Below are 16442 nucleotides of genomic sequence, written 5' to 3'. Positions count from 1 at the left end.
CGCTAAACTCAGCCGACCATTTTCCATTCACACCCAACGCTTTCAAGGGAACCTGGTGTTCCCCGACGTCACCCTTAACCGGGGTGCCGGTGAGCGTCCCGTCCGGTTTCAGGGTGACCCCGGCCAGTCCGGGCAGCTTTTGTGGCGCATTGGGGCAGTTAGCCGAGGTGTAGTTTGCGGGCACAAAGCACTCGATTTCGGGGGAATTCTCCGCGTCAACCGCCCCGGTCACTTTCGTCGGGGCAGGACTGGAGGAAACCGGAATGCCCTGTTCCAGGCTGATGGCGACATTATTATTCGTCTTAGGGGTGCGCTGGTCCACCACGTGAACCCGCAAAGTTACAGTGCCTACCATTCCGTTAGCACCGGTGACTTTCAGGGTGACGGAGCCCTTATTGCCCGCCTCAGCCTGATTGGTGGCTACCAGAGTGTACTCCCCGGTGGTTTCGTTAACCTTGAGGGTGACTTCTGGCAGATTCAACGGGTTGGTTATTTCAAATTTCGTGGGCGTGCCCGAGGGGTCGTTTACCGGCAAGAACCCGGTGACTTTTTCCCCTACGTTCGCCGTGATGGAAGCATCCTCGGCCACACTCGGACGCCGGTCATCGTCCCGTTTCAGGTTCAAGCCGACATTCACCGAACATCCCCGTGGGCAAGAAACCGGGTCAGAATCGGTCACCACCACCCGCAGCTGGGGGAAGCCGGCGGTGCCCATAGTTGCCCCCACCAGTTTGCCGTTGCTATCCAACAACAGGCCGGAGGGGTTATGGTTTGTGTCCGCATTGGGAACCTGGTAGCGGCCCCCGGAAGTGGTGGCATTCTGCCATGAACCATTACCGTCCTTGTATTGCAGTTTGTAACTGTAGGGCGAAACCCCACCGGTAATGCCAGCATCAGAACTCACGTCCAGCAGCGGCTTGCCGGAAGTGTAGGTCGTTCCGCCTTGAGCAGTCGCGGACAGGGTTTCTGTTGTCGCCTTCAGGTCAGTTTTGATGCACAGATGGAAAGTGACGGAAGTCGAGGAGCGTTCCGCCGCGGTGCCGTCCTTGCCCCGCAGGTAAACCTTGACACTCACCCCTTCTTGCTTGGTGGTTTCCAAAGGCGTGCCAGTGATTACACCATCGGCGTCCATGGTCAAACCGGCCGGCAAACCGGCAGCGCTGAAAGTGTAATTCGCGAACTTCCCGGTGCCGCCCGACAGATAGGACTTTACGTTCCGAGTCCCGTAATCGGTACCTTTCGTACCATCGGGCAGTTTCGTGCTGGTTACGCCAGAGGCGGGGTTGGTGTCCGCCGTGATTTTTGGCAGCAAAGTCATCTTTATCCAGCCCTCCGACCCGTTCAGGGTGGTCAGGGCTTTCACTTGGGGCAGGGTGTATTTGGCGCCGTTCAAGGTGCGGCCATTTTTGTCGGTGTATTTCACCTGCAGGTAATAGGTCGTAGCCTTGGACACGCTCGGGGTGCCGGAACAGAGAATAAATTTCCCGCCGCCGAAAGTATTATTCTGGATCTCACATTTCACCCCGCCAATGTTGGTTGCATTGACTGAATTATTGGGATTGTCGCCGTCATACACCCCCAGAATTTCGGCATTAGCGTAGGTATTGCGGGACAGCTCAGGACCACCACTGACCTTCAATTTATTGGCCGTGGGTTCCCCACCGGAAACCCAAATCACAATGGGGGTTCCGTTCGCGTTCTGGTAGACACTGCCACCAGTGCCGGTGGGCAGCTGGGCACGCTGCAAAATCAAGGGCGAGCCGGGGTGAATTTCATACTTCATGGCGGGGGTGACCCCACCGTCCTCGTCGGTGGCTTTCACCCAGAAAACGGCAGATTCGTGCTCTTGGGTGGTGCCGGTGACTTGGCCGGTCGCCGTGTTGAACTTCAAGCCGCTCTCGCCCAGACTTACCATCCCGTTCTTGTCGGGCACGAGCGGGGTGCCGCCGCTCCCCGGGTCAGTGTCGAACACCTGATAGGTGAAGTGCCGGCCTTGCCAATCCGGGAAGGGCGAAACCAAACCGGAATAGGGCACCCCAACGGCGGGGAACTTTTCCAGCGGGGAGTACTGGCTCACCTCAGAATCCGGGGTCTCCGGTTCTATCTGCGGTTTTAGACGCGGCTCGACTGTCCAAGGCAGATACTGCACGATGGTGTGCGATTTGTTATCTGTGCCGTTGAAGGTGAATTTGACCCACAGCGAGTGAGTCCCGGATTTTTCCGGTGTACCGCTAAGCGTGCAGCCGTTACTGCTCGTAGAAGTATCCCGCGTCAGGTTATAGGGCAGGGCATCTGTGGCGGCCGTGGTATCAGTATTTGAAACCGCCTGGCACTCGGTGAGCTTGACCCCTTTGTTCTCATCCGGAGCCGTCTGAGTGATTTTAAAGTTTCCATTTTCGTTTACCACTCCAGGACTGATTGCAAGCTGAATCGGTTTGTACAGGAAACTTTGCGAAGCCAACACCTGCAGCTCAGGGCTACCAGTGGCGGCGATTTTTTCAGGAACGACATCGACCCAGTATTCCTTAAAGGTGTCGCCAGTCAGTGGCTCGGGAAATTCAATCGACCCATCAATATCATCGGCGGTAAACGAAACGTACTGCTCCGGTTTCCCGGAGCCACTATCGGTCAGATTTCCATTGTACAAGCGCGCCACCAGCGGGGTGTTCAGCGGCAATCGGCTGTAATCCACTTTGACTGTATCCCCATAGAAGGATTGGGTACCCGAATCCTTTCTCAAACTTTTCCCGTGGGGCAGCAGCTGCATTTGCAGCGGCCGCAACAGTACCCGAACCTTGTCCTCCCAGCGGGTGCCGGTCCAACCCTGGTTGGCGCTGCCGGAGATACCGTTAAGCGTAGTTCCCCAGCTATCAACCGTGGTGGGGAACGGACTCCAGTAGGCCATCCGCTTGGGCAACGGTTTGAGTTCGACTTTACTCGCGTTGCAGGTGCCTTTGAACACCTGGAACTTCATTTTATTAACATCAACATCGTTGTTAAAGTAAATCTTCCAGTTAGGGGATCTACCGTCATCACTCGATAGGTTCGTGGTAGTGGTGCAGCGAGCCTCGACACTGTTGTCTTTATTTTTCACTGCCGCGACCACCACATAGCCTTCGACCGGGGTATTCGCCGGATAATCTGCGATGTTCGCTCGCCCCACGTAAGCATTGCCGCCGCCCCTGTTAAGGGTTTGGTTTTCCCAACGCACATAGCCTTTCAAAACCTTTTTTCCGGTTCCTGCTTGAGATAAAGAGGGCTCAATCTTTACCCCGTCGAGCCCTAGTTCCCCTTGCGACTCCGCGACTTTAATGAGACCGATATTCACCTGGGATACCTGGGTAGAGTTCTGGCCTACAGAAAGGAAACCCCACTGCATCATCTGGCTGGCAGTCCAGTTGAAATCTTTCCTGGTGGAGTAACCTTGGATGACCCCGCCGGTTCGTTCCGAGAAAGTCAGGCGGTATCCACGAACCTGTTCGGGGTTAATCCACACCTGGAGACGCTGTGCCTTGCCTTCGCCGGGGCGGAATTGTCCCAGTTCCCCGTTGTAATCAACGAAGTCGCGCATTTTGATGGCATAGTTCGAGAGCCGCCCAGTTTTCGACTTGGTTGGGCTTGAGGTGGTGGTAGCTTTGAAAATCGGCGACCACGCCCCATTATTGGCCTGGTAGCGGGCAAATACATAGATACCAGCAACGGGCTCCTCACCCTGATCATCAGTCGCGCCAGCGCGTTCCCCCGAGAGATAGGTAACGACTTTCCCGGTCACCACCCAGTTATCCTGCGGAGAAGCATTGGATTCAATCGGTTCGCGTCCCCCGATAATCCAAGTCGGCAGGTCAATAGCACCGGGGAACGCGGCACGTTCCTGCGCCACCGCCATAGTTGGAAAAACCAGCCCCAACAGGGTCAAAGCCAACGCGGTGCCCGCGACAGTCAAACGACGCAAGATGCTCATCGTTCCCGCCCCCCTTTTTTCTTTAAAACTTAACTACTTCTCACACTACATGTTTTACATCGGCACTGCGGGGAGAAATCTTAGGAAAAAGTGGAGTCGTTTTGAGACTGACCAGGATTTATTCAAAATCCACGACCACCGGAGCGTGGTCGGAGGGCTGTTCCCCGTCACGTTCCGCAGTATCAATAAACGCGCCGGCCACACGCGAAACCAGGCGTGGAGTAGCCAAGGCGAAGTCGATTTTCATGCCTTGGTTACGCCGCCAGCGGGCACGTTGATAATCCCAGTAGGTCCAGCCGGGAGCGAACTTTCGAGTAATTTCGGTCAGATTTCCGGGCAAACCCGCGATGAGGTCATCGTGGAGGGTAACGGCATCGGCGACCGTGTCGGGGTCCAGGAGCTTGGCAAACACTTGCCGCTCCGGTTCGGAGACATGGGTCGCCTCGGCAAAGTCCGCCATGTCCCACACGTCCTCGTCACGGGGAGCCACGTTGAAGTCCCCCAGGTATAGACCCAAACTCTCCGGATCTGTGTCCAGAGTGCGAATCACGTGGGAACGCAGGGAATCGAGCCATTTTAATTTGTATTGGTAGTGAGGGTGGCCGACTTCGCGCCCATTGGGAACATAGAGCGACCAGCACTCCACCCCGGCCACACGTACCCCCAACACTCGTGGTTCCAGCTGGGGCGGTTTGGGCGGGACAGAAAAGTACGGTTGGGCGATAGCGCCGTAAAACTCAGTACCCAGCAGGTGAGCGCTAATCCCTTGGCGCACCGCCACCGCTACCCCGTTCCACTGATTCAAACCGTTAACAAATACTTGGTAACCTGCGGTTTCAAAAGCGGCAGTAGGGAACTGATCGTTGCGGCACTTGATTTCTTGCATCGCCAGAACGTCGATGTGTTCGCGTTGCAGGAACGCCGTCACTCGATTCAAGCGAGTGCGAATCGAGTTCACGTTCCAAGTCGCTATACGCACCGTTACCTCCCTAAGAACCAGCGTTTCCAGTCTACCGAATTCCCATTTTCCCTGGGCAAAGATGACTGATTTCGGGCAGCCTTTGCGAGAGCTTAACGCGCACCAACTATCAATCGTGAAAGACTCGCCCCGCGAGGTTACACTCGCGGGATGATGTCGACAATCGAGTCCACGACTTCGTTAGGCCGATATGAAAAATCCGTGATGTGTTCACGATGCGTGGAACCGGTCAACACCAGGAACGTATGCAGACCGGACTCTACCCCCGCCAGCATATCCGTATCCATCCGGTCGCCAATCATGGCAGTTTCCTCGGAGTGGGCACCAATCTTGTTTAATCCCGTGCGAAACATGACCGGGTTGGGTTTGCCGATAAAGTACGGATTCTTGCCGGTAGCGGCCGTAATCATGGCAGCGATAGCGCCGGTGGCAGGAATGGGGCCGTCCTTGGTGGGGCCGGTCATGTCAGGATTCGTGGCGATAAACTTGGCGCCCTTACTGATGAGCTGCACCGCCGTGGCAATCTGGTCGAAAGAATACGAGCGCGTCTCGCCCAACACCACGTATTCCGGATCTGTGGAAGTCATGATATAGCCCGCCTGGTACAGGGCGGTGGTCAAACCGGCTTCGCCCACCACATAAGCGCTGGATTTCGGGGACTGGGTTTTCAGGAAAGACGCGGTGGCCAGCGCGGAAGTCCAGATGCGTTCCTCGGGGACCTCCAGGCCGGAAGCCGCCAGACGTGCGGAGAGGTCGCGAGGCGTAAAGATGGAGTTGTTGGTCAAAACCAGGTATTCCCGGCCCTTGTCCCGCAGGGCTTGCAGGAACTCTGCCGCCCCTGGAATCGCCTTGGTTTCATGCACCAGCACGCCGTCCATGTCGGTCAGCCAGTATTTGATGGGTTTTTTAACCGGATTGATTTCCTTTTCCCGGTCCTCTTTCGTGCCGAAAGTCGCGTCCATCATCGCTTCGAGTTTGTCAGCTGTTTGGCTTTTCAATGTGTTCCCCTCAATTTTCTTCGGTCCCCAGATTCTGAAGTGGCGACAGAACCCAAACGCCGGAACACACCGGCAATGACTACCGGACGCGCCGGCTTTGGCAACTCAAACGTTCACTTATAAGGTTATGCAATAGAAGAATTTATTGCAATGATTGGGTGATTTTTGTGGCGAAATGGGCGCTGATTACAGGGGCTTCCAGCGGTTTAGGTGAGGAGTTTGCCTGGCAATTGGCTGCCGAGCCGCTCAACGTCGTGTTGGTCGCCAGGCGTCAAGACCGTTTGGAGGCTTTAGCGCAGCGGATTCACACCACTTTAGGTGTTGAAACGGAAGTTTTGGTCGCAGATTTGTCCACCAAGGCCGGTCAGTACGCGGTCATTCGCCGCCTGCGCGACGACTCCCGCCCGGTCGCGGTGCTGGTCAACAACGCGGGTTTCGGTTTGGGGCAAACTTTTGTGGGCGGAAAGTGGGACCGCGAGGACGCAGCCCTAGAGGTGATGGTGCGGGCCTTGTGCCGGCTGACGTTTGAGGGAGCACAAGCGATGGGGTCGCGTACCCATCGCCGCGCACCTGGCAAAGTGGAACGGTTGTTACAAAAGTTGACCGGCCAGCCCGCACTGGGGAAAGCCTCGGGCGGCGGGGTCATCATCAACGTTTCCTCCGCCACCGCCTACACCGCTATGGGCACCTACGCAGCGATGAAAACCTGGGTGCGGTTCTTTAGCGAGGCTGTTTCTACCGAGCTGCGCGGCACCGGCGTATCCGTCACCGCCGTGGCACCGGGACTGATGAAAACCGAGTTCCACCAATCAGCCCAGATGAACGCCTCGGTCTGGCCCGAGTACGGCTTTGTCGACCCCGAAACAGTCGTCAGAGCCGCCATCGAAGCAGCTCGCCACCGCCGCGTCCTGGTCACCCCGACCGTTCGGTACAAAATCGCGATGGCGGGCGCGCGCCTGGCTCCCCGCTGGCTCATGCGCGCCCTGTTCGACTCCCGCCTATTTTCCCGGGCGCTGAACCCCGAACCCAAACGGAACGCAAACTAAAAAAACGGAGGGGAACCCGGGCGGGCTCCCCTCCGTAAGACAGATGCGGGTTACTTCATCTTTTTGCCAACAGACCCCAGACGTTCGCAAGCCTCGACGACGCGCGCGGCCATCCCGGCTTCTGCCGCCTTGCCCCAAGCACGCGGGTCGTACTGCTTCTTAATGCCTACTTCGCCGTCAACCTTCAGCACGCCCTCGTAGTTCTTCATCATGAAGTCCACGACCGGACGAGTGAACGCATACTGGGTATCGGTGTCAACGTTCATCTTGATGACGCCATTGGCCACAGCGGTGGCGATTTCCTCGGCCGTGGAGCCGGAGCCGCCGTGCATCACCAGGTCGAACGGGCGGTTGCCGGCGTTGAAGTGCGCGCCGACTTCCTCCTGAATGGTGCCCAAGAGTTCGGGACGCAGCTTGACATGGCCTGGCTTGTACACGCCGTGGACGTTGCCGAAGGTCAAAGCGGTCAGGTACTGGCCGTTTTCGCCCAAGCCCAGCGCTTCGACAGTCTTAATACCGTCCTCGGTGGTGGTGTAGAGCTTTTCGTTGATTTCCCCAACAACGCCGTCTTCCTCACCGCCGACGACGCCGATTTCGACCTCCAGGATGGTCTTGGCCGCGGCTGCCTTAGGCAGCAGGCGCTTGGCAACTTCGAGGTTCTTTGCCAGAGGAATGGAAGAACCGTCAAACATGTGAGACTGATAGAACGGCAAGCGGCCGGCCTTCACTTCCTCGATTTCCAGGTCGATGAGCGCTTCGGTCCAGGAGGCCAGCTTGTCCTCGGTGCAGTGATCGGTGTGGATAGCCACGTTAACCGGGTAATTCTGAGCAACTTCACGAACGTAAGCCGCCATAGCCAGCGAACCCGCCACGCGATCCTTAATCGTTGAGCCAGACCAGTATTCCGCACCGCCCACGGACACCTGAATGATGCCGTCAGATTCGGCTTCCGCGAAACCACGCAGGGCAGCGGTCAGCGTCTGGGAGGAAGTCACGTTGATAGCCGGGTAGGCAAACTTGTTTTCCTTGGCGCGCTTGAGCATTTCCTTATAAACTTCGGGGGTTGCAAGAGCCACAATTATCTCCTTTTATATAGCGTCGGTTTGTCTGATGACGTGTCCCATTCTTTCATTTTTGGGCGCAGTTTTCGCGTCTTTCGCGGATTTCCCAGCCCGGTTTTAGCTAGCAAAGGCTGGACGGCAAAAGTCATCTGCCCCGTCACAAGGGGTGTCGGCGGCACGGCGGGCGAGGCGGGTTGGCGCTAAGGAAGGTTACGCCAGTCCCAAGTCCGCTAGACCCAGCGCTGCAAAATAGGGATAACCGGCAGATTCGATTTTTTCTTTCGCCCCGGTGGCGCGGTCGACTACCACGGCGACAGCAACGATTTCAGCGCCCGCGGCTTTCAGAGCTTGGGCAGCTTGCAGGGGGGAACCGCCGGTGGTCGAGGTGTCCTCCAGGACGACGACACGCTTACCCGCCACCTCTGGGCCCTCAATCTGACGTTTCATGCCGTGGTCTTTCGCTTCTTTACGCACCACGAAAGCATCGAGGCTCAAGCCTCGGGCCGCCGCCGCGTGCAGCATCGCCGTGGCGACCGGGTCGGCGCCCATCGTCAACCCGCCCACGGCGTCGATTTCCGAAACAGGGAACCCATTTTCTTCCAGCAAATCCAGCATGACATGACCAATCAGCGGGGCAGCCTCATGGTGCAGGGTAGCGCGGCGCATATCGACATAAAAGTCAGATTCTTTGCCTGATGCCAGGGTAACTTTCCCGTGGACCACGGAGAGGGTTTTCACAAGTTCAGCGAGTTTTGTTAGCTGCGGATCATTCTTTTTCACGCTTTAAGCATAAAGTGTAAAGCGTGGATGAAAGCAATATATCGGCGGATAGTCCCGCAGATTCGGTAGATTTAGCGCCTGGAACGGTGGGGGTGGGACCTTGGCCGGCTGATCGACCCGTGCCGGTTGGCTCCCAATACGACCCTGAGTTACTGCGGGTCGGCGATACTCGCAATGTGCCTGACCGTTACCGCTATTGGAGACTGGAGGCGATCAGCGAAGATTTGGACCGATTGTTACAGTCTGGACCGGGGGAACCCGCGTTGGAAATCGCGATTGAAAACGTCGGTCACGATTTCAACACCGGTTCCATCATCCGAACCGCGAACGGTCTGGGAGTGCGCCACGTACATATCGTGGGCAGGCGGCGTTTCAATCGGCGCGGAGCGATGGTTACCGACCGTTACCTGCACCTGCACTACCACCCGGAGGTACGGGACCTGGTGGCATACGCCACCGAGCAGGAACTCACGATAGTGGGGATGGATAATTTCCCCGACGCCGAACCGCTAGAAACCGTCACGCTGCCCCCGCGCACCCTGATGGTTTTCGGCGAAGAATCGCAGGGTCTGACCCCAGATATGCAAAACGTATTGGAACGATTAGTACAGATTACGCAGTATGGTTCCACTCGGTCACTGAATGTGGGCCACGCGGCCGCCATCAGTATCTGGGCTTGGCGGCGCACCTATCCGCCGCGCCTGACCAGCCTCGCAAGCTCGTAACCCGCCAGGACGCAACCCGAAAAGCCCGCACGTCACTGCTGCGCCAAGAGAGCAAGCTCACGAATCTGAGCGTTAAGGTCGGGCCACAGTGCCTTGTGGACGGGACCAAACTTTTGCGCGCCCAGGAATGCCCCGGCTGTCCCGGCCGCGCGATCCACCCAGATGAACGACCCGGACTGGCCGAAGTGCCCGATGACTTCCGGGGGAAAGGACGCCGGCAGATAGTGGGGCGACTTTACGCCGTGCAGTTCCACCCCGGTTGCCCAGAGGTTGTCTTTTTGCGGTCCGTATCCCGGCAGTAGTCCGCGCAGCCCGGGATGCTGCGGGGCACAGAATCCATCGAGGTCGCGCTCGGTAAAGCCGAGAACCCCGGTTTCGGGGCTTAGCAGCTCCCCCGCCAAGCGCGCCAAGTCGCTCACCGGACCCACCGCGCCCCACGCCGGGGAATGCGACAAAACTGTACCGTTCATTCCAAGGGGTTCCAAGACCGTTTCTCGCACCCATTCCGTCCACGGTTTGCCCACGACCTTTTCCGCTATCGCCCCAGCTAACTCGAAGTTGTAGTTCGAGTAGATTCGCTTAGTAAACGGCGCAATCGCACGCGCATCAGGGCGGGCTATTCCGAACTTTACCCCCAGGCGAGACTGGTCAGGTGAGGTCACCGGAGCGTCGAAAGGCAGACCGGAACAGTGTGAAAGCAAGTCCACCAGCTTGACTCCCGAAGCCGCCGGGGAGCCGACCGAGGTATGGAGAGACAGCGCGGGCGTGGCTAGGGATTGGCGCCAAAATCCAACAGCCACCAAGAACTTGGTGACCGACATCCAAGGAAAAGATTGGTTGAGGTCCCCGGGGTCGGAAGCGGTCGTCCACACGTAGACATTACCGTTGGATTGACGCGACAAAATCGCTAGGGCATAGGGAAAGTCAAAGCCCCGGCGTGCCGGTAGGTGCGCCGCCTCGAGGGAGCCGAATGCTAAACTCATCAGTTTTAAACCAATCGGTACAAATTATTGAATCCAGCCGGACTCCCGGTAGTGCAGCAACAGTTCCTCGCGATACTCGGGCAGGAACATCGAGAGGAAATAATGCGCCAGTTCCGAGGCAGCGTTGAATTCCCGGTCATAAAGCCAGTGAATCATGATTCCGTTATAGACGGCGGCCTGGATTTCAGCTAAATGAGTCGGATCCTCGGTGGCGGCGACTTTTCCATCCTGCTGCAGGCGAGACCAAACCCGCTTTAACATGGTGAGCAAACGTTCGGAGCGGCGCATATAGTGATCGTGCGCGGGGTGAGTCTCAGATGAGGCCTCTACCATCATCATGCATTCCACTTCGATAATCATGGGATTTTCGTTCAGCCGTGAGGTGACCTCTAAAAGGGTATCCAACACCGGCAGCGCGTCCAGCCTCTCTAGGCTATCCAGGTCAAAACCTAGCTGTGTTTCGTAGCGCTGTACCACGCTCATTAACAGGACTTCTTTGGAGGGGAAGTGATAGATGACCCCCGGATGTGAGATTCCCACGTGACGGGCGACGTCACGCAGAGACATACCGTGGTAGCCGACTTCAGCGAGTAAATCAACAGCCGCGTCCAGGATTGCTTCCCGCCTCGCTAAGCCCGATTGATAGGGGCCGCGCTCCCGTTTTTCCGCAACCATAACCTCTCCCGCTGGAAACCAACACTTAAAAGAGCTATTCCCAGCAAAACACCAGGGAACACACACTCAATCGTAACTTACCACTCGGTAAACTTCCACATTTTGAGACGCCTTCTTTGGGAAAAAACACGTCAAGGCGGCACGAAAACGCTTCCGTACCGCCTTGAACAGGTAATTTATGGAATTATTGGGGGTTTTTCACCCGCAACTCCAGCCGATACTGATCTGACATTGGTCCTGTCAATTCGCTCAGGTCCCCAGATTTTATTAGATCAGTAGGACTGAAGTCAGGCATATCCACGACCACCGTCGAACCAGGTGTGATGTCGCCAGCCAGCAGCTTTTCAGCCAGCTGGTCGCCGATTTCACGCTGTATGAGGCGGCGTAGCGGGCGCGCTCCGTAAGTCGGGTCATAGCCGGTGACCGCCAGCCAGGAACGCGCGGCCTCGGTGACTTCGAGGGTCAGCTGCGTTTCCGCCAAGCGCGTGGTCAGCTGGTGAATCTGAATGTCAACAATCTGTTCCAGATCCTCGGTAGACAGAGACTCAAACATGATGGTTTCGTCCAGACGGTTGAGGAACTCCGGCTTGAAGGCGGCACGCACCAAGTCCAAGACTTGGCGGTGCGCCTCAGCGGGGTCGGCCGCGCGGTCAATCAGGAACTGGGACCCCAGATTCGAGGTCAGCACCAGGATTACGTTTCGGAAATCGACCGTGCGGCCCTGGCCGTCAGTCAAACGGCCGTCGTCCAAGACCTGCAGCAAAATGTCGTACACATCCGGGTGTGCCTTTTCGACCTCATCGAGCAGCACCACCCCGTAGGGACGCCGCCGCACGGCTTCGGTCAGTTGGCCACCTTCCTCGTAACCGACATAGCCCGGAGGGGCTCCAATCAGGCGTGCGACCGAATGCTTCTCACCGTATTCACTCATATCAATGCGGGTCAAAGCCTTTTCGTCGTCAAACAGGAACTCGGCCAGAGCCTTAGCCAGCTCGGTCTTGCCCACACCGGTGGGGCCGAGGAACAGGAAAGAACCCGTGGGACGATTCGGATCAGACACGCCGGCGCGCGCCCGGCGCACCGCGTTCGCCACCGCCCTCACCGCGGCCTTTTGCCCGATGAGACGCTGTCCCAGGTATTCCTCCATATGCAACAGCTTTTCGGATTCTCCCTGGAGCAGCTTGCCGACCGGAATTCCGGTCCAAGCGGAGACCACTTCCGCGATTTCAGCAGCATCGACTTTCTCGGCAATCATAGGACCGTCCTCGGCCTCGCTGACGCCAACAGAACCCGATTTTGTACTGTCCGTTCCAGAATCTGCGGAAGCTGCAGACGATTGCCCCGCCGAGCCCTCGCTCGCCGAGTCGCCTTCCGCGGCCGCGATCTGGGCTTGAATCGCTGGAATTTCGCCATTTTGCAGACGTCCCGCGTCCTCCCAACGGCCCTCACGCATAGCTTGTTCCAAAGCCGTATTCAGTTCGTCCAACTTCACGCGCAGTTCGCCGACCCGGTTATGACCGGCCTTTTCGGCTTCCCACCGCCGGTTCAGACGGTCCAGATGAGCCTGCTTTTCGTCCAGGCTGGCCTGCAACTGAGCCACCCGCCCCTCGGTCGCCGGATCGGAGCGATCCGGGTCGGAGGCGTTCAGATAGGACAGCTCCATATTGACCCGCTCGACTTCGCGGCGCAGAGAATCGATTTCCTCTGGAGAGGAATCCAGTTCCATCCGCAGCCGAGAAGCTGCCTCGTCAATCAAGTCGATAGCCTTATCGGGCAGCTGACGCCCAGAAATATAGCGATTGGAGAGTTGCGCTGCCGCCACCAAAGCCCCGTCCGAGATAGTCACCTTGTGATGGGCCTCATACTTCGGGGCAATGCCGCGCAAAATCGCGACGGTGTCCTCCACGCTGGGCTCACCCACGAACACGGTTTGGAACCGGCGTTCCAAAGCCGGATCCTTTTCGATATGTTCGCGGTATTCGTCCAAAGTTGTGGCCCCCACCAAGCGCAACTCGCCGCGCGCCAACATGGGTTTCAGCATATTCGAGGCGTCCATCGACCCTCCGCTGGCTCCCGCCCCGACCACGGTGTGAAGCTCGTCAATAAAAGTCACCACTTCACCCTCGGCGTTCTTGATTTCCTCCAACACCGCCTTAAGGCGTTCCTCAAACTGGCCGCGGTATTGCGCGCCCGCCACCATCGCCGCCAAATCGAGGGCGATGAGGTGCTTGTGCTTCAAGGAATCCGGCACGTCTCCCGCCACGATACGCTGCGCTAGGCCTTCCACCACAGCGGTTTTGCCCACGCCGGGTTCCCCGATGAGCACCGGGTTGTTCTTAGTGCGCCGACTCAGTACCTGGATAACGCGCCGAATTTCGGCGTCACGCCCAATGACCGGGTCAAGTTTGCCGTCCATCGCCCGCTGAGTCAGGTCGTCACCGTATTTTTCCAGCGCTTTAAACGTGGCTTCAGGATTCGGGGAAGTCACTTTGGTGTCTCCACGAACCTTTTCAATGGCTTGGCGCAGCTTTTTGTCGCTCGCTCCCGCGTCGCGCAGAATCTTGCCGGCTTTGCCTTCGTTGTCAGCCAACCCCAACAGCAAGTGTTCGGTAGAAACGTACTCGTCGCCCCGCTCCTCGGCTTTCGCGCCAGCCGTACTGATGACCTTCAACATGGCCTGGGAGGGCTGGGGCTCCGCCACGGATTCGCCGGTTGCTCCCGGCAAAGACGCAAGTTCACGGCGCGCTTCCCGACCGATAGCGTCGGCATCAGCCACGCTGCGGAGGACCTCGAAAGCAATCCCCTCGCGGTCCTCCAGTAACGCAGACAACAGGTGTATCGGTTCCAGCATGGCATTGCCAGCCGCCCCTGCGGTGCGCAACGCCGTTGCCAGAGCCTCCTGAGACTTGGTCGTAAATTTTTGGTCCATAATTATCATTCCCTTTCGCCTTTCGGCACTTAAATAAACAGTATTTACGGGCGGCGCATTCCGCGATAGATAAGTAAAATCTGGGTTTTCACTCTCTGCATAATTTGGTTAATTCCCCTCCGCGGTGCGGTGAAGTCTGATAGAAAAGAATTACCAATTTCAATTTTCGAGTACGAAGGAGTTTTCATGGGTTTGGAAGATTTGGCTGGTAAAGCTAAGGACTTGGGCGAAAAGGCCAAGGATGCTGCCAAGGATTTGGGCGATAAGACCAAGGACGCCGCCAAGGATTTGGGCGATAAGGCCAAAGACGCGGTGGACTCCGCCAAGGACGCGGTGACTTCCGAGGACAAGACCGACAAGATTTTGGACGACGTTGCCGGCGCTGCCAATAAGGTGACCGGCGGCAAGTTCGCGGACAAGATTGACGCTGCCCGCGATGCCGCTGACGACAAGCTGGGCGGCAAGTAAGACATCGAATGATGGCTTCGTAATCCCTGATTAAGCGGATTTTTCCGGGGGACGCTGGGAATACCGGCGTCCCCGCGGTATTTAACCGAAAGTGTGGGCCCACCAAGCAACACCATTCACCCCCACACCCTATTGACCCCACACCACCAGGGCGCTCGACTGAGAAGATGCCCCAAGGGGGAAGCCTATTGATTGTGTCTTTTCGGGTCGCTGCCCGCGATTAAGTTTCGTAACTTCACCGCTGGAGGAGGCGGCAAAGACCCGATTTTGCCGGTTTGCCGCCAGGGAGAGCGCCGCGTTTTCTGCTTCGAGTTCATCCACGCGGCGCTGCAAATCCATGATGCGCCGAATGCCCTCTAAGTTCACGCCCTCTCCCTGGGACAAACTCTGAACCTGGTGTAGTCGCGCCAAATCCCGCAGCGAATAGCGCCGTCCACCCCCACCGGTGCGTCGCGGCACCACCAGACCCAGCCGATCATATTGACGCAGGGTCTGGGGGTGGATGCTCATCATTTCGGCGGCCTGAGATACCCGAAACCGGGGCTTCACCCACACCTGTTGGGCTTCGACCTCGCTGAGCCCGGCAGTGCCGTGAGCCCCTCCGAATTCTTTGGTCAGAATGGTCTCCACCAGCCGCCGATTGTTGGAACACAACAGCGCCAGGGCCGCATTCATCTCATCGATTAGGCTCATGACATCTCCTAAAGCGCAACCTTCCGATCTAACTCGGCGCGCGGATTAGCGCTGCTGGTTGCCGCCGCGAAATCATCAACGGCTTTCTTGGCAGCCCGCGAGAGCTTCTGCGGGACGGCTACCTGCACGGTTAAGCGCAAGTTCCCGCGTCCTTTCTTGGTGTGCAAGCCGTATCCGGGAATCCGAATCTCCTCACCAGATTGTGTACCGCTCGGTACATTAACTTTCACGGTCGAACCATCCGGCAGCGGTACTTCAATAAGTGCCCCGTTGACGGCTTCCGCAAAAGTAATGGGCAGAGTGAACAGCAAATCCTTCCCATCCAACTGCAGGAAGGGGTGCGGAGAAACACTGCAGGTCACCACCAGGTTGCCCGGTTCGCCACCGTTTATGCCTGGCTTACCCTTACCCTTCAGGCGAATCTTTTGCCCGTCCCGAACCCCCGGAGGAATCCGCACGCTAATGACTTCACCGTGCAGCTTGAGCCGAATGGTGGCGCCGTTATACGCCTGTTTAAAGGTCAGTTTCGTGGAAGCCGTGAGGTCAGCACCGTCTTGGGCACGGAACGCGAACTTGCGCGCCCCCGCGGTGGATGCTCCGGCACCGTAACCTGGGTCAGCCGTGGGTCGGGCTCCTCCCGGAAAACGACCCGAAAAGCCTGGTCCAAATCCGGCGTAAGATGCACCCGGACCAGCTCCATCCGCACTATCCGCATAGCGGGTAAAAGTGTTGAGGATGTCGCTCAAATCCGGACCGGCACCACCGTAAGTGCTACCACCAGCGCCGTAACCGCCAGAGAACATTGCCGAAAACACGTCCTCAAAATCGGAGGCAGAACCGTGGCGGGACCCCCCAGCCTGAAACCGAGGACCGCCAGAGACCATCGCTCGCAAGGCATCGTACTTCTGACGCTGTTCGGAATCGGAGAGAACCGAGTAAGCCTCGCCAATCTCTTTAAACTTTTCCTCAGCCGCTTTATCGCCGGGATTCTGGTCCGGGTGATACTGACGCGCTAACTTGCGATAGGCCTTTTTCAGGTCTTTATCCGTCACGTCCTTTGAGACTCCCAGGACGGCGTAATAATCCTTATCAATCCAATCATTGGTGCCCATCGCTTACCCCCTTTCCATTTCTTGATTCACGA

13 protein-coding genes are annotated in these 16442 nt (G+C 57.5%); 3 read left to right on the top strand and 10 right to left on the bottom strand.

From position 1 onward, the window contains the following. From Q0X47_RS03920 to Q0X47_RS03910, 3 genes are all read right to left on the bottom strand, one after another. Positions 1-3961: putative Ig domain-containing protein (locus Q0X47_RS03920; RefSeq protein ID WP_297723097.1), on the bottom strand; the 3961-nt coding region annotated here is incomplete at its 3' end. Between the two features lie 118 nt (positions 3962-4079). Next, positions 4080-4940, bottom strand: a complete 861-nt coding sequence (locus tag Q0X47_RS03915; RefSeq protein ID WP_297723095.1) for an exodeoxyribonuclease III — start codon at positions 4938-4940, stop codon at positions 4080-4082. 137 nt (positions 4941-5077) lie between these two features. Next, positions 5078-5902, bottom strand: a complete 825-nt coding sequence (locus tag Q0X47_RS03910; RefSeq protein ID WP_297723107.1) for an HAD-IIA family hydrolase — start codon at positions 5900-5902, stop codon at positions 5078-5080. A 203-nt stretch (positions 5903-6105) separates the two neighbouring features. Between Q0X47_RS03910 and Q0X47_RS03905 the strand changes: the two genes are divergently transcribed. Beyond that, positions 6106-6984: an SDR family oxidoreductase gene (locus Q0X47_RS03905; RefSeq protein WP_297723105.1), complete on the top strand. Its 879-nt coding sequence runs from the start codon at positions 6106-6108 to the stop codon at positions 6982-6984. 50 nt (positions 6985-7034) lie between these two features. Here the strand turns inward: Q0X47_RS03905 and fbaA are convergent, their stop codons facing one another. Both fbaA and pyrE read right to left on the bottom strand, forming a co-directional pair. Further along, positions 7035-8060, bottom strand: coding sequence for a class II fructose-bisphosphate aldolase (fbaA, locus tag Q0X47_RS03900; RefSeq protein WP_297723094.1), 1026 nt, complete (start codon positions 8058-8060; stop codon positions 7035-7037). A gap of 195 nt (positions 8061-8255) precedes the next feature. After that, positions 8256-8825: an orotate phosphoribosyltransferase gene (pyrE, locus tag Q0X47_RS03895; RefSeq protein ID WP_297723092.1), complete on the bottom strand. Its 570-nt coding sequence runs from the start codon at positions 8823-8825 to the stop codon at positions 8256-8258. Between the two features lie 23 nt (positions 8826-8848). On the opposite strand from pyrE, the gene Q0X47_RS03890 reads away from it, so the two are divergent. Then, positions 8849-9550: an RNA methyltransferase gene (locus tag Q0X47_RS03890; RefSeq protein WP_297723090.1), complete on the top strand. Its 702-nt coding sequence runs from the start codon at positions 8849-8851 to the stop codon at positions 9548-9550. Positions 9551-9582: 32 nt separating this feature from the next. On the opposite strand, the gene Q0X47_RS03885 is transcribed toward Q0X47_RS03890, so the two are convergent. The 3 genes from Q0X47_RS03885 to Q0X47_RS03875 all read right to left on the bottom strand — a co-directional run bounded on the left by Q0X47_RS03885 (position 9583) and on the right by Q0X47_RS03875 (position 14137). Further along, on the bottom strand, positions 9583-10533 hold the full coding sequence (locus Q0X47_RS03885) for a serine hydrolase domain-containing protein (protein WP_297723088.1): 951 nt from the start codon (positions 10531-10533) through the stop codon (positions 9583-9585). Positions 10534-10557: 24 nt separating this feature from the next. Continuing rightward, positions 10558-11208, bottom strand: a complete 651-nt coding sequence (locus tag Q0X47_RS03880; protein ID WP_297723086.1) for a TetR/AcrR family transcriptional regulator — start codon at positions 11206-11208, stop codon at positions 10558-10560. Positions 11209-11392: 184 nt separating this feature from the next. Continuing rightward, positions 11393-14137 (bottom strand): ATP-dependent Clp protease ATP-binding subunit, encoded by a 2745-nt coding sequence (locus tag Q0X47_RS03875; protein WP_297723084.1) that lies wholly within the window; start codon positions 14135-14137, stop codon positions 11393-11395. A gap of 186 nt (positions 14138-14323) precedes the next feature. On the opposite strand from Q0X47_RS03875, the gene Q0X47_RS03870 reads away from it, so the two are divergent. Beyond that, positions 14324-14605, top strand: a complete 282-nt coding sequence (locus Q0X47_RS03870) for an Rv0909 family putative TA system antitoxin (protein ID WP_297723082.1) — start codon at positions 14324-14326, stop codon at positions 14603-14605. 129 nt (positions 14606-14734) lie between these two features. On the opposite strand, the gene Q0X47_RS03865 is transcribed toward Q0X47_RS03870, so the two are convergent. After that, complete coding sequence (locus Q0X47_RS03865; protein ID WP_297723080.1) at positions 14735-15298, bottom strand: heat shock protein transcriptional repressor HspR; 564 nt, start codon at positions 15296-15298, stop codon at positions 14735-14737. A gap of 8 nt (positions 15299-15306) precedes the next feature. Next, on the bottom strand, positions 15307-16410 hold the full coding sequence (locus Q0X47_RS03860; RefSeq protein WP_004007966.1) for a DnaJ C-terminal domain-containing protein: 1104 nt from the start codon (positions 16408-16410) through the stop codon (positions 15307-15309). Positions 16411-16442 lie beyond the last annotated feature (32 nt).

The sequence above is a fragment of the uncultured Mobiluncus sp. genome (assembly GCF_947254095.1).
GTDB lineage: Bacteria > Actinomycetota > Actinomycetes > Actinomycetales > Actinomycetaceae > Mobiluncus.
The sequence above is the reverse complement of the archived record's forward strand: the minus strand, read 5'-3'. Positions and strand labels throughout refer to the sequence as shown.

Bases quoted from the DNA above. Each gene is read 5' to 3' on its own strand.
- Q0X47_RS03910 (WP_297723107.1), bottom strand. From the start codon at position 5,902: ATGGACGCGACTTTCGGCACGAAAGAGGACCGGGAAAAGGAAATCAAT.
- Q0X47_RS03885 (WP_297723088.1), bottom strand. From the start codon at position 10,533: ATGAGTTTAGCATTCGGCTCCCTCGAGGCGGCGCACCTACCGGCACGC.
- Q0X47_RS03880 (WP_297723086.1), bottom strand. From the start codon at position 11,208: ATGGTTGCGGAAAAACGGGAGCGCGGCCCCTATCAATCGGGCTTAGCG.
- Q0X47_RS03875 (WP_297723084.1), bottom strand. From the start codon at position 14,137: ATGGACCAAAAATTTACGACCAAGTCTCAGGAGGCTCTGGCAACGGCG.
- Q0X47_RS03870 (WP_297723082.1), top strand. From the start codon at position 14,324: ATGGGTTTGGAAGATTTGGCTGGTAAAGCTAAGGACTTGGGCGAAAAG.
- Q0X47_RS03865 (WP_297723080.1), bottom strand. From the start codon at position 15,298: ATGAGCCTAATCGATGAGATGAATGCGGCCCTGGCGCTGTTGTGTTCC.
- Q0X47_RS03860 (WP_004007966.1), bottom strand. From the start codon at position 16,410: ATGGGCACCAATGATTGGATTGATAAGGATTATTACGCCGTCCTGGGA.